The following is a 12,588-nucleotide window of genomic DNA, read 5'->3' on the forward strand; positions in this document are numbered from 1 at the left end:
GCATCACTTCGAGCCACGGGCAGAGGACAACTTCCGGACAGAGGCACCCTAAACGGGTCTATTTGACCCGTATCCGGACTTTCAGTCCGTAACTTCAACCCACCAGCTTTAGCTGGTGGTTGTTGAGTCGTCAGTTGCATTTGATCGACGGTATGCCGTATCGCCTGGTAGCCTATATCACTCGCTTCTAATGTCTCGAATGCGGATTTGGATGCGGTGTGGGAAGCTGCAGAAGATGAGTTGATGTTTGCAGCAATGTGCTCAACCGAATGGTTGATTTCAGAAATGTTTTCAACTTTTTGATGAAGTTGGCTTTTTAAGTGATCTGCCGTGAAAGACAGCTCTGCTGCGGCGATGGCGATTTGGCTGCCCTGGCTTGCCAGAACATTGAAATTATTGTGGAAAAGCTGTACTGACTGGGTCAGTCTGTCATAGCGATCGCCGAGTGTCTGGTGTTGTTTTAGATGAGCGTCATTATAACCATGAGCTTGAGCATTTGCTTTAAACTCATCGGATAAACTTTGGGATAAGTTGTCAATAAAACCCTGCATCGGCGCAAAAAGCAAGTGATAAAACACAAATGCAGCGATGCCTGCTGTCAGTAAGACAACGGATAACGTATTAAATATGCTGCTGCTGAATATCCCGAAATGCACCAACATCAGACCAACGGGAATCGATATACCCAAGGTAATAAATATAGGTGTTAATAGCGATTTTTTACCTTTCTTGATCAGCATTTTTAGGGTCTTTTTAGATTAAAAACCTGCGTTATGACCGTTTTGTTGAAGTACTTGCGTTTAAGTTCATTCAGATCAATGAATAAGAGCGCCAGGCGGGTTTCTACCCGCCCGGCGCGTGCTTATCTCTTGCCAGGTAGTCATTGAAAAGCGCGCGGTTTTGGGGAGTTGGGTGGTCGATGAAACTGGGCAGTCGTCGTGGATATATTATGGGGCGGCCTTCCTCCATGAATGCTTACTGAACAAACCAATGGTTGCCATTGATTATAGTCGATGCATTGATAATTGTCAGGTGTGTTCCAGGTGGTATGTACTGGCAGGTCGGCGTACAGCCACCTGCTACGCCCAGCTGAATTGATGTGTTTAACAGCTCGAAAAGTGGCTTTTCACCACTGATAAGGGTTAGTGTCCAGTGAAGATCGGCTCATCACTCGTTCGCATGGGGACGCCGTGCGCTGGTTTGACCAGCGTTTTAAGGATGGCGGATCGGTTTTGCGGCCAAACTATTCAGCCTCATCAGCCTCCCGTCTCCATCAGGTGTCGGAATTCAATCGGCTTACTGCCCGGGCTAAGGTCGCAGGCCTCCGGCTTGATTCCCATGGCATCGCCGATGGCCGCTTTCAGTTTCTCAGCGTTACCCGGATGGGTGCGAAGCACTGCGCGCAGATCGACCGATTGCGGGGCGCCCAGGCAGGGCAGGAGCTGGCCATCGGCCGTGACGCGCACACGGTTGCACGCCTTACAAAAATTGTGACTGCGTGGGGAGATGAAGCCGACGCGGGTTTCTGATCCTTGAATGCGGTAATAGCGCGCCGGGCCACCTGTGGTTTCTGTTGTTGGAACCAGTGCGAGTTCCGCCGCTAGCTCCTCACGAATACGGTCGGCCGGATAGAAGGTTTCGGCCCGGTCATGTTCCCCAATCGTGCCAAACGGCATTTCTTCAATAAAGCTGAGATTGATCCCTTTGGCCATTGCAAAACGGGTCAACGCAAGAATCTCGTCGTGGTTATGGCCTTTGAGAATCACGGTATTCAGCTTAATCCGGTCAAAGCCGGCGGCGATGGCGGCATCAATGCCGCGCAACACCTTGGCGAGATCCCCCGTGCGGGTCAATGCGCGAAAACGCTCTGGTCTCAGGGTGTCGAGACTGATGTTGATGCGTCGTACCCCAGCTTTGCGCAGTGGATAGGCCAGGCGTTCGAGCTGGGAGCCGTTGGTGGTGAGCACGAGCTCGCTCAGGCTGGGCAGCTTGGCAATCTGGCGAATCAGCCCAAGCGCCCCAGGACGTACCAGAGGCTCGCCGCCGGTGAGCCGAATCTTGTGCGCACCGAGATCTACAAAGGCGGCGGCAACTGCGGCTAACTCATCCAGCGACAGCAGCGCCTCGCGCGCTGTGAAGCTTGGCTTTGCGGGCATGCAATAGATGCAGCGGAAGTCGCAGCGGTCGCTCAGGGAGAGTCGCAGATAGGTGATGCGACGGCCGAAACGATCCACAAGCGCAGGTGGTTGGTGGGAGCCGATTCCCGTGCGTTTGCCCGGCAAGTCAATTGGCTTCATCAGGCCAGGTTCCGTTTTCCAAGTGTTTGTTGTGGGGGATGAGGGTAGCAGAGGTGCGCGCATCTTGTTGGCACATGAGCGCTTCGCATCTGAGCCAGCCGTTCTGTTTGCAATCCATTTACAACTTTTTACCGCTCATTTACCGCGCGCTGAGACGCTGTTTACAGCCGCCGTTTATAACGTATTGGACTAGCCAGTGATGCACCGAAAAGGGGAGGATTCCTGACGATGAAAATGCTAGACCGGCGTGAGTTCCTGCGCACGACCACGCTCTCCTGCGTCGGCGTTCTTGCGGCGAACAATGCCTGGGCGTTGAACGCACTTCAGCCCGTCGCTGATCCGCTCGGCAGCGAATACCCCTACCGCGACTGGGAAGATCTGTATCGCGACGAATGGACCTGGGACCGCATCGGTTATGCGGCCCATTGCATCAATTGTCTTGGCAACTGCGCCTGGCAGGTGTTCGTCAAAGACGGCATCGTGCTGCGCGAAGAGCAGCTTGCACAGTATCCGCAGATCAATCCGCAGGTTCCGGATGCTGACCCGCGCGGTTGTCAGAAGGGGGCGATCCATTCGGCCGCCATGTATGAAGGCGATCGGATTCACTACCCGATGAAGCGCGTCGGCGAGCGTGGCGAGGGTAAATGGCAACGCCTGACCTGGGACCAGGCCACCACAGAAATCGCCGATAAGGTGCTCGATATCTTCGAGCAGCACGGCCCTGGGCAGCTGATGACGCACACAGGAAGCGGTAATCTCAGTCATGTGCGCCTGGCCGCACCTTATCGCATGGCCTCGCTATTAGGTGGCGTGCAGGCGGATATTTTTACGGACGTTGGCGATCTCAATACCGGAGCCCACCTCGCTTACGGGAATCCAATGCAAAGCTTCACGTCGGACGCCTGGTTCGACGCCGACTACATTTTGTTGTCGCTGATCAATCCGAACGCGACGCGTATCCCGGACGCCCACTTTATCTGGGAGGCACGCTGGAATGGCGCGCGCGTCGTTAGCATCGCGCCTGACTTCAACCCGAGTTCTGTGCACGCGGATCTGTGGATTCCCATGCGTCCCGGTGCTGACCCCTTCTTCAATATGTCGCTTGTGCAGGTGATTCTGGAAGAAAAACTCTACAAGCCGGACTTTGTGAAAGAGCAGACCGATCTGACGCTGCTGGTGCGCGAGGATAACGGCCGCCTGTTGCGCCAGAGCGATCTGGAAATTGATGGCAAGGAGGATGTTTTCTTCCTCTGGGATACCAATACCAATCAAGCCGTTGCAGCGCCGGGGTCGATGGGAAGCGAGGAGCGCTCCATCGCGCTCGGTGACCTTGATCCGGCCCTGGAAGGCCTGTTTGAGGTCGCCGGCATCCGGGTGCGCCCTGGCTTTGAGCATATGCGCAACGAGGCGATGCGGTGGCCCCCCGAGGTGACCCGGGAGGTCACTGGGGTGCATCCGGAGGTCGTCCGCCAGGAGGCGCGCTATCTGGCGGCCGCCAAGAAAGCCGTTCTGCTCAACGGCTTTAATATCGGTCGTTACAGCAATGGGATGTATACCGGTTGGGCGCAGACCCTGCTGCTGGCCTTGACCGGACACGGTGGGCCGAGCGGCGGACTGGATACATCCTGGATTGAATGGAGTCAGCCCAAGCTGTTTGAGCTGGCACTCTTTGGCTTCAAGAAGCTCCCGCGACTCGAAGCAGGCGGGCTTGGCGAGTTCCTGCGCGGGGAGATGTATCGCGAAACCATTGAGCACTATGATCCGGTCAAGTTGAAAGAGCGTGTCGGATTCAACGTCGATGAGTTGCTCGAAATGATCATGGAGAGCATCGACGAGCAGGGAATGCCCTATTACGGCAAGGTTAAGGGCATGATCCTGATTGCCGACAACAAATTTCGGCGCAACAAGGGTGCGAACCGCTACCGCGAGCGCGTTCTCAAGGAGGTCGAAGAGCTCTTCGTCGATGTCAATGTGCGCATGGACTCGACTGCCGAGTGGGCCGACTACATCTTGCCGGCCGCCAGTCACTATGAGGCATGGGACCTGCGCTCGGTCGGCTTCCACCGGTTTGTCAACGTCTTTACCGCGCCGGTTGAGCCCATCGGTGAGGCCAAGCCCGATTGGGACATCATGGCCCTGTTGGCGCGCAAGATCCAGGATCGCGCGATTGCACGCGGCATTGGGTCCATTCAGGACGGCACCGTGACCCGTGATCTCGACCGCATTTACGACGATTTCACGATGGACGGAGCGCTCAAAACCCAGGAGGACGCGGCCCGCTGGTTGGTCGATAACAGTCCCGAGCTGGAAGGCACGCTTGAGGAAGGTGCCAAGCGCGGCTTTTTCGTCCTCAACGCCAAGGGCGGGCCAGCGCACAGTCCATTACATGCGGACAAACCTATGCATCCGTTCGAGCGCCAGGTGGTTGACAAGGAGCCCTATCCGACGCTGTCCGGCCGCATCACCTTTTACTGCGACCACGACCGCTTCATACGGCTTGGGGCGCGGGTGCCGACAGCACGTCACCACGCCGGAAGGGATGCCTCCAGATATCCGCTGAACTTCTACACGCCTCATACCCGATGGGGGATCCACAGTAACTGGCGCTCGAACAAGTTCATGATGCGACTGCAACGGGGCGAGCCGAACCTTTACATCAGCCCCTTGCTGGCTGAAAGCAAAGGCATCGCGGATGGCTCCAGGGTGCGGGTGTTCAATGGGATTGGTGAGTTTTTTGCGCAAGCGAAGTTCTATCCAAGCTTGCCGGCGGATTCGCTGATGATGGAGCACGGCTGGGAGCCTCACCAGTACGAGCAGCGCAAGCCGCTGAATAATGTCACTGCAACCATACTCCAGCCGCTCGAGCTGGTCGGCAATTGGGGCCACTTGAAGTTTAACCTGTGGAAGTGGAACGCAAACCAGTTGGCGCACGAAAGCAGCGTCGACATCGAGCGGGCCTGAAGCCCGGGAGCATCTTTCAATGACGAATGGATCCAAGCGCCAGCTGCGCATGATCATAGACCTCAACAAGTGCATCGGCTGCCATACCTGTACTTCGGCCTGCAAAATGATGTGGACGAACCGCAACGGTCGCGAATACATGTACTGGAACAATGTCGAGACCCGCCCCGGCGCGGGTTACCCGCGCAACTTCCAGGACAAAGGCGGCGGTTTTAACAAAGACGGCCAGCTCAACATCGGCCAGACGCCGCCGCTCGAGGACTATGGCATCCCCTGGGAATACAACTACGAGGCGAGCCTGATCAACGGGAGCGAAACCTCACTGCGCCCGAATGTCTCCCCGACCTGGGGGGCCAACTGGGATGAGGACAAGGGCGAGGGGGTGTACCCGAATGCCCATTACTTTTATTTGCCGAGGCTGTGTAACCATTGCAGCAACCCCGGGTGCCTGGCGGCCTGTCCGCGCAAAGCGATCTATAAGCGTCAGGAAGACGGCATCGTTCTTGTGGATCAGGAGCGCTGCCGCGGTTACCGCTACTGCGTCACGGCCTGTCCGTACAAAAAGGTCTATTTCAACGAACGGACTGGCACGTCCGAGAAGTGCCTGTTTTGCTATCCGCGCATCGAGAAAGGCTTACCGCAGGCCTGCGCCCGCCAGTGCGTCGGCCGCTTGCGCACGGTCGGCTATGCCGACGACATTGAGGGTCCGGTGTATCAGCTGGTGGAGAAGTACCAGGTGGCGTTGCCGCTGCTCGCTGATCGCGGCACCCGGCCGAACGTCTTCTATGTCCCGCCGGATTCGCCACCGCGATTCAAGCCGGATGGAAGCCTGGACGCAACGCGGCGCATTCCAATTGAGTATCTGGAGGAGTTGTTCGGCCCACGCGTTGGCGAGGTTCTGGAAACCTTGGCCGCTGAGCGCGCGCGCAAGGCGCGAGGCGAGGACTCCGAATTAATGGACCTGCTGATCGGCCAGCGCCAGAAGGCGCTCTTCAAGCTGGGGTAATGCGATGACGCAAGATCATGAACAGATTGTAGAGCGCTCACGCGCCTGGCAGTTGCTTTCCATTGCCTTTGCCCATCCGGTTCCCGAGCTGCACGGACTGCTCGCTGATCGGCGTTTTCAACAGGCCTTTGAAGAAGCCTTGGCAATGGCCCACGGCGTGCGCATTGGGTTGCCCAGCCTTAGCGTCGATTTTCAGGACTTTGAAGCCCAGTACATCACGTTGTTCGACACGGGTTCCAAAGGACGCCCGCTGGCTCCACTGCGCGCGAGTGCCTACGATGTCCTCCTGGCCGGCGAGCCCGTACCCCGTCTGATGCTGAAGTACGCGCAGTTCTACAAGCACTTTGGCGTTCAGGCGCGTACCGGCCAAGGCGATAACGCCTTGGCTGATCACCTGACGTGTCAGCTCGACTGTCTTGCCTGGCTCACACACCTAGAGGCCCGCGCTGGGGCACAGAGCGATGCCGAGGCCGGGTATAGACGCGCCCAGGGTGATTTCATTACCCGGCTGTTGGGCCCGCATTGTGGTGAATTCGTCCCCAGGCTGTCGGATGCCTGTGCTGAGCAGGGCTTTGATCCCGTCTTCGCCGCGCTCGGAGAAGCCCTTGAGCGCCTGCAGACCCTGGAGTTGGAACGCTTCGGTTCCGCCGGTAACCTCAGCGTCTCGCGACCGCCCATGGGCGTGGCGGTTGCGGGACCCACGCAAAATCTCTGGAGATAGCCAATGAACAAGCGATTGCGAACGGCCAGTATCTTGGTTCTGGCGCTGGGATTGTTGTCACCGACCACAGCGAGCTTCGCCGATCCGAATGCACTTTCGGTCAAGCCTGGGGATACTATTCCATTAACGGTGTTTCCTGGGCATGTCTTTTTGCGGGTCGCCAATGATCCGCTTGCGATCCTCTGGGAGCGGGTGCCCGAGTATGAGGTCCAACTGGTGCCGGCGCCCGTGGTGCACCGCTCGGTCGAGCTGCGCAAGGCCAGCTCGGGCGAGCCGCTGCCGCTCTTTTTCAGCGTCGCCAGCGACGGTGAACGCCTCTATATCAAGCTGCGGTGGCATGATGCGACACCGGATCGCAAGACGGGCATGGATCAGTCACGCGATGGCGCTGCCGTGCAGTTTACCGTCAACGCGGATGAACAGACCTCGCATACCATGGGCGCCCCCGGGAAACCCGTCAACATCTGGTATTGGCGTTCGGATAGCGAGAGCGCTGAGAACCTGGCAGCGGGTGGCTTTGGCTCGGCGACGCATTTGCCGGAACAGCCTGTCAGCGCGCGCAGCCATTATGCCAAGGCCGCTGCGGCCGAAGGTAACCAATGGACCGTTATCTTGTCGCGACCGCTCGCGACCGATGGCGAGTATGACGCACAGTTTGAGCCCGGCATGGTGCGTTCGATGGCTTTTGCAGTTTGGCAAGGGGCTTTGGATCAGCGCGACGGCCTCAAACGCACCACCCCTGGCTGGCTCAAGGTTGATCTGAGTCCGCTCGGGGCGGGTTAGGCCGATGTCGGCGCCAAACGTAACCCTGCACCCGCCCGCTCAGAATCTGGAACCCTGTACCAGGGGACATGCCTGCAGCTTCTGCCCGGACGAGCCCGAATGTCAGCGCGACAAGCCGGGCCATGATCGTGAGCTCATTGCTTCACGACTGGCTGTGATCGACCGGATCGTACTGGTCCTTGGCAACAAGGGCGGCGTTGGCAAGAGCACCGTCGCGGCCAATCTTGCCGCAGCGCTTGCTCAGGAAGGTCATCGCGTGGGGTTGGGCGACGCCGACATTCACGGTCCAAATGCCGGGGTCTTTTTCGGTTGTCAGTCCGCGCGGGTCAAGGTCGGACCCGCCGGTATTCGGCCTGTCGAGTTTCGCTCCTCGGACGGTGCCGCCGCCTTAACCTTGGGGTCCTTGGCCATGCTGCTGCCGGAGCCGGATTCCCCGGTCGTCTGGCGCGATGCCTACAAATTCGACTTTATCCACCATCTGGTGGGTTCCTTCGACTGGGGGCCGCTTGACTATTGGGTTCTGGATATGCCGCCCGGCACCGGTAACGAACTGATCACCATGTGCGATCTGATCGAAGACACCGAAGCCACGGCACTGCTGGTCACAACGACGCAGGCGGTCGCCCTGCATGACAGCCTTAAGGCCGCCCGATTCTGCCGTGAACGAGGGTTGCCCATGCTGGGCTGGGTAGCGAACATGGCCGGTCTGGTGTGTCCGCATTGTGCCGGTGAGATCGAGCTGTTCCCGCGCTCGGAGATGAGCGAGCAACTGACTGCGGCGGGCGTGGAAAGGCTTGCAGAGGTGCCTGTCTCGCTGCGGCTCGCATCTGCCTCGGACGCCGGACAATCGGTGGTCTTTAGCGCCCCAGACAGCCTGGAGGCACGTATCTTTACAGATTTGGCACAGCGGCTCGCGCCTTGATGGATAGGGGTTGCCGCGCCCCGCTCAGCTGGCGTAGCCTCAGTCTGATCGGCTGCGATGACTGAGATCCCCTGCGATGACTGACGCCTTGCAAATGTTCACTGCGCATATCCGTGAGAATGAAGACAGCCTAGTCGATCAGATCATTCACGCGGCGAGCGACACGGGTTACTTCCAATATACACCCGCGTTGACGCGCGCCTGGCGGGAGTCCGTTCTGGGGCTCAACACCGACCTCTGTGCCGCACTGTCGGCCTGGGCGGATCTGCCGCCCATCAGCGCTGAAGCCGATTATCAAACGGAGCCGCATTGTCAATTCGCGCTCGAGACCGGGCGGCGGCATCGCGCTCGTGGCGTCACGCTGGGACTCTTTTTAGGGCTCATCAAGCATTTTCGCGCCTGCTATCTGGATCTGGTGCGCGAATGCCCACTGCCGGAGCATGAGCATACCCGCGCGCAGCGTTTTGTTGAGCGCTTCTTCGATCGCGCCGAGCTTGCCGTCTGCGCCGACTGGGATCGCCCGGACAAAGACGAGGTGATCGCGGACCTGACGGCTAAGAACCGGCTTCTGGCGAATGAAAAAGACAAGTATCTGACGCTCTTTGAGAGCATTCGCGATCCGGCATTCGTGCTCGACGTGGCGGGCAAGGTGGAGAACCTGAATGCCGCAGCCTGGCGGCTGTTGGGGATCGAGACCGATTCAGGCGAGGCCTACTATTGTCCGCAAGGCGAGCTTCCCGAGCGCGAACGCATCGACGCACTCCTCGGTGGTCAGGGGCTTGAAGACGATACGACCATTACCTTGGAGACCGCACAAGGGCGACGTAGCTTCGAGGTTCACCGCCGAGCCGTTCTCGAAACCGGCAGCAAGTACTCGGGCTCCTTGTTGGTGTTGAGTGACGTGACCCCCCACTTGCGTGCCTTGGCCGAAACCGAGCAAGCGAATCGGGTCAAATCGGCATTCCTCGCCACTGTCAGTCATGAAATCCGCACGCCTCTGAACGGGATTCTTGGTGCGGTTCGGCTGTTGGGGCGAGATCAGCTCACGCAGGAACAGCAGTCCTATGTCACTGCCATTGCACGCTCGGGGGAGCGGCTCCAGGCTCTGATCGACAATGTGCTCGACTACTCGCGCATCGAAGCCGGCAAGCTTGCGCTTGATGCGGGGCCATTCAATCTGCGCGAGATTCTGGACAATGTGATGGCCATCATGTCCCCGCGCGCCAAAGAACTCGGGCTTGGGCTGGTCCTCGATGCCCCTGATGTATCCACCGCAATCGTGCGCGGCGATTCCTGCAAGCTGCAACAAGTGCTGCTGAATTTGGTCGGTAACGCAATCAAATTTGGCGATCAGGGCGACGTCAGGCTTGGGCTGCGCCGTCTTGAAGGCGCTGTCGCGCGTTTTGAGGTTGAGGATTGCGGGCCTGGAATTGCAGCTGAAGAGCGCGAGCGGCTTTTTCTGCCCTTTACGCAGTTGCACCGGACCTCCCCGGCTCGCGATCGCGCGCGCGGCAACGGGAGTGGCCTCGGCCTGGCCATTTGCCAGCATTTGACGAAGATCATGGGCGGGCGCATCGGGGTGGAGCCTGCTCGATCGCGTGGGAGCATTTTTTGGCTTGAAGTTGCGTTACCGCCAGCGGGGGAGTCCGCTGCACCGGCCTGTCCTGCAGTTGATGTACCGCAGCCCTTGCGGCCGCTGTCGCTACTGCTTGTTGAAGACGATGAGGTCAATCAACTCGTCGCGCGTGGTTTGCTTGAGTGTGCCGGTCACAGTGTCACCATCGCCGAAAATGGCGCCGACGCCATTGCTGCGCTGAAGACGCCATCGCAGCCGGGTTTCGATGTGGTCGTGCTCGACATCCGTCTGCCAGACATGGACGGTTTTGAAGTGGCCGCGCGGATCCGGGAGCTAACGGATTGGCGAATGCCAATCGTCGCCGTGACCGCTCATGTTGCCCGCGGCGAGATCAAGCGCCGCGATACGATCGACGCACTGCTCATCAAGCCCTTTGATCTGCAGGAGTTGCAACGCACGCTTGCGAACCTGACGAATTTAGGTGCGCGGGTTCGTTTCCTGGATCGCTCGGTGATCTGCGAGCATCTGGAGCAGCTGGGCGTTGCGCGTACCGAGAAAATCGTCTCCGCCTTCGAGCGGGTCTGCTCGGTCTCACTGGCCGAATTGGACGATGGACCTGAGCCGCAGCCGGCGACCATTGCCGCTGTGGCCCATCGCTTGCGCGGTGCTGCCAATGGACTCGGATTGCGCCATCTGGCACGACAAGCCGCGAAGGTTGAATTGGCCGCGACTCAGTCCGCTTCTGCAGATCTTCCTGGGTTGCTGGGCGACCTCAAGGACAGTGCGCTGAGATCGCAGCGGGTATTGGAGTCTGCCTGGCGGGCGATGGTGTCACCGAGAGCAAGCGCTAACGATTATTGACCTTGGCTTTGAAGAGGTATCCTAAGCCCTGAATGGTCATGATGAGTTGCGGTGCGCGCGGATTATCCCCAAGCTTGCGCCGCAGCCGGCTGATTAGAACGTCCACGGTGCGATCGCTGGGTTGCCAGTCCCGGTTGTTGAGGTGGTCGAGCAGGGCATCACGGCTCAGGGCGCGCCCTGGCTTGGCTGTGAGCACTTCGAGCAGGCTGAACTCGCCACGCGTGAGCGCGACGCTTTGCCCATCCGCTGCCAGCAGACACCGCTGATGGAGATCCAAAGACCAATCACCAAAGTTGCGGTGTCTTGGTTGATCCTGCCCTGAATTTGCCTCTGAATCTGCGCGGACCCGGGTGCGGCGCAGCAGGTTGCGCGCCCGCACCAGAAGCTCCCGGGCATTAAAAGGCTTCACAACATAGTCGTCCGCCCCAAACTCTAACCCCAATATCCTATCCACGTCATGATCGCGACTGCTCACGAAAATGACCGGCATCTGCGAATGCTGGCGAATCTCGCGGATGAGACTGAACCCATCCTCCCCAGGCAAGCCGACATCTAACAGCATTAAATCAATGCGCTTTTGGGCCATTGTTGCGCGCGCTTCCTCTGCATCGCCGGCCTCGTCGACTGCGTAGCCGTCCTGCTCGAAGTAGCCCGACAGGCTGGCGCAGGTGACCGGATCATCATCAACAATCAATATGTGATCGGTTAGGAGATTTCGCTGAGTCTCGACAGTTTGCATCTTAGAGGGTTCCTTGACTCACCATTGAAAGGGCAGTGCCTCGGTCGCAGCGCCTGATCGCGGTGCCTGATGGTATCTGTGGTTGCCTTTGCCTGAGCGCTTGACGTAGTACATGGCATTGTCCGCGAGTCGGACCAGTTCATCGAGGTTCTTGGCATCGTCGGTTTTGCTCAGTGTCATGGCTGCGATCTGCTCGCGGGCCTTCAGAAGCCGGGAGCCGAGGGTGCGTAAATCGACAAGCAGATCATCGCGGTCGAACGGATCATCGGTGGAAATCATGGCGTGGAGAAGGATCGCCCGCTCGCGGGAGCTCTGTTGCATTTCCTGCGCCAGCGCACTACGGGCGCTGTACGCTTCAACAACCTGCGCCAATCGCTCCCGCATCTTATGCATTTGCGAAAGGCTGAGCGCCACTTCGACGCAGAGGAGCAAAAACAGAATCACGAAGCCGGTAGCAAGCAGGGGACAAGGCGAGCGCGGAGCGCGGCAGACTTGCGGTTGGGCCCCCTGGGCTTTCGAGTCTTCGCTGGACTCAGCGCGGATAGGCGACGGGACACCTGGTGTCATCGAAAGAATCACGCGGCCAGTCAATGCAACCTGCTCCGAATTTCATACTCGAAAGTGCTCATTCGGTAATTCGCTCTCCGTTGATAGCACCCGATTTTGTCCGGGCGAGCAACTGGAGTCCTGGTTGAGCAGTCCCAACCGCAGGCGCTCAGTCC

9 protein-coding genes and 1 pseudogene are annotated in these 12,588 nt (G+C 58.7%); 6 read left to right on the forward strand and 4 right to left on the reverse strand.

The window, feature by feature from the left end; translation table 11 throughout:
- Together CKO36_RS17195 and moaA are read right to left on the reverse strand one after the other, a co-directional pair.
- Positions 1 to 740 (reverse strand): annotated as a pseudogene (locus CKO36_RS17195) (methyl-accepting chemotaxis protein); the annotation flags it as partial.
- 516 nt (positions 741 to 1,256) lie between these two features.
- On the reverse strand, positions 1,257 to 2,297 hold the full coding sequence (gene moaA, locus CKO36_RS17200; protein WP_200286013.1) for a GTP 3',8-cyclase MoaA: 1,041 nt from the start codon (positions 2,295 to 2,297) through the stop codon (positions 1,257 to 1,259).
- A 228-nt stretch (positions 2,298 to 2,525) separates the two neighbouring features.
- Here moaA and CKO36_RS17205 point away from each other — a divergent pair, with 228 nt between their 5' ends.
- From CKO36_RS17205 to CKO36_RS17230, 6 genes are all read left to right on the forward strand, one after another.
- Positions 2,526 to 5,258 carry a molybdopterin-dependent oxidoreductase gene (locus CKO36_RS17205; RefSeq protein ID WP_200286022.1) on the forward strand — a complete coding sequence of 911 codons (2,733 nt, stop codon included), beginning with the start codon at positions 2,526 to 2,528 and terminating at the stop codon, positions 5,256 to 5,258.
- Positions 5,259 to 5,277: 19 nt separating this feature from the next.
- Positions 5,278 to 6,264 (forward strand): 4Fe-4S dicluster domain-containing protein, encoded by a 987-nt coding sequence (locus CKO36_RS17210; protein ID WP_200286024.1) that lies wholly within the window; start codon positions 5,278 to 5,280, stop codon positions 6,262 to 6,264.
- 4 nt (positions 6,265 to 6,268) lie between these two features.
- On the forward strand, positions 6,269 to 6,985 hold the full coding sequence (locus tag CKO36_RS17215) for a molecular chaperone TorD family protein (RefSeq protein ID WP_200286034.1): 717 nt from the start codon (positions 6,269 to 6,271) through the stop codon (positions 6,983 to 6,985).
- 3 nt (positions 6,986 to 6,988) lie between these two features.
- Positions 6,989 to 7,768, forward strand: coding sequence for an ethylbenzene dehydrogenase-related protein (locus CKO36_RS17220; RefSeq protein WP_200286036.1), 780 nt, complete (start codon positions 6,989 to 6,991; stop codon positions 7,766 to 7,768).
- A 4-nt stretch (positions 7,769 to 7,772) separates the two neighbouring features.
- Positions 7,773 to 8,690 carry a P-loop NTPase gene (locus tag CKO36_RS17225; RefSeq protein WP_200286038.1) on the forward strand — a complete coding sequence of 306 codons (918 nt, stop codon included), beginning with the start codon at positions 7,773 to 7,775 and terminating at the stop codon, positions 8,688 to 8,690.
- Between the two features lie 76 nt (positions 8,691 to 8,766).
- Positions 8,767 to 11,127 (forward strand): hybrid sensor histidine kinase/response regulator, encoded by a 2,361-nt coding sequence (locus CKO36_RS17230; protein WP_200286039.1) that lies wholly within the window; start codon positions 8,767 to 8,769, stop codon positions 11,125 to 11,127.
- Here the strand turns inward: CKO36_RS17230 and CKO36_RS17235 are convergent.
- On the reverse strand, positions 11,114 to 11,866 hold the full coding sequence (locus CKO36_RS17235) for a response regulator (RefSeq protein WP_200286041.1): 753 nt from the start codon (positions 11,864 to 11,866) through the stop codon (positions 11,114 to 11,116). The genes CKO36_RS17230 and CKO36_RS17235 overlap by 14 nt on opposite strands.
- A gap of 18 nt (positions 11,867 to 11,884) precedes the next feature.
- Positions 11,885 to 12,310: a hypothetical protein gene (locus CKO36_RS17240; protein ID WP_200286043.1), complete on the reverse strand. Its 426-nt coding sequence runs from the start codon at positions 12,308 to 12,310 to the stop codon at positions 11,885 to 11,887.
- Positions 12,311 to 12,588 lie beyond the last annotated feature (278 nt).

Origin of the sequence: Rhabdochromatium marinum (assembly GCF_016583795.1) — a bacterium.
GTDB classification, from domain to species: Bacteria; Pseudomonadota; Gammaproteobacteria; order Chromatiales; family Chromatiaceae; genus Rhabdochromatium; species Rhabdochromatium marinum.

Excerpts from the sequence above, each read along its gene's own strand:
- moaA (WP_200286013.1), bottom strand. The coding sequence starts at position 2,297 with ATGAAGCCAATTGACTTGCCGGGCAAACGCACGGGAATCGGCTCCCAC.
- CKO36_RS17205 (WP_200286022.1), top strand. The coding sequence starts at position 2,526 with ATGAAAATGCTAGACCGGCGTGAGTTCCTGCGCACGACCACGCTCTCC.
- CKO36_RS17210 (WP_200286024.1), top strand. The coding sequence starts at position 5,278 with ATGACGAATGGATCCAAGCGCCAGCTGCGCATGATCATAGACCTCAAC.
- CKO36_RS17215 (WP_200286034.1), top strand. The coding sequence starts at position 6,269 with ATGACGCAAGATCATGAACAGATTGTAGAGCGCTCACGCGCCTGGCAG.
- CKO36_RS17220 (WP_200286036.1), top strand. The coding sequence starts at position 6,989 with ATGAACAAGCGATTGCGAACGGCCAGTATCTTGGTTCTGGCGCTGGGA.
- CKO36_RS17225 (WP_200286038.1), top strand. The coding sequence starts at position 7,773 with ATGTCGGCGCCAAACGTAACCCTGCACCCGCCCGCTCAGAATCTGGAA.
- CKO36_RS17230 (WP_200286039.1), top strand. The coding sequence starts at position 8,767 with ATGACTGACGCCTTGCAAATGTTCACTGCGCATATCCGTGAGAATGAA.
- CKO36_RS17235 (WP_200286041.1), bottom strand. The coding sequence starts at position 11,866 with ATGCAAACTGTCGAGACTCAGCGAAATCTCCTAACCGATCACATATTG.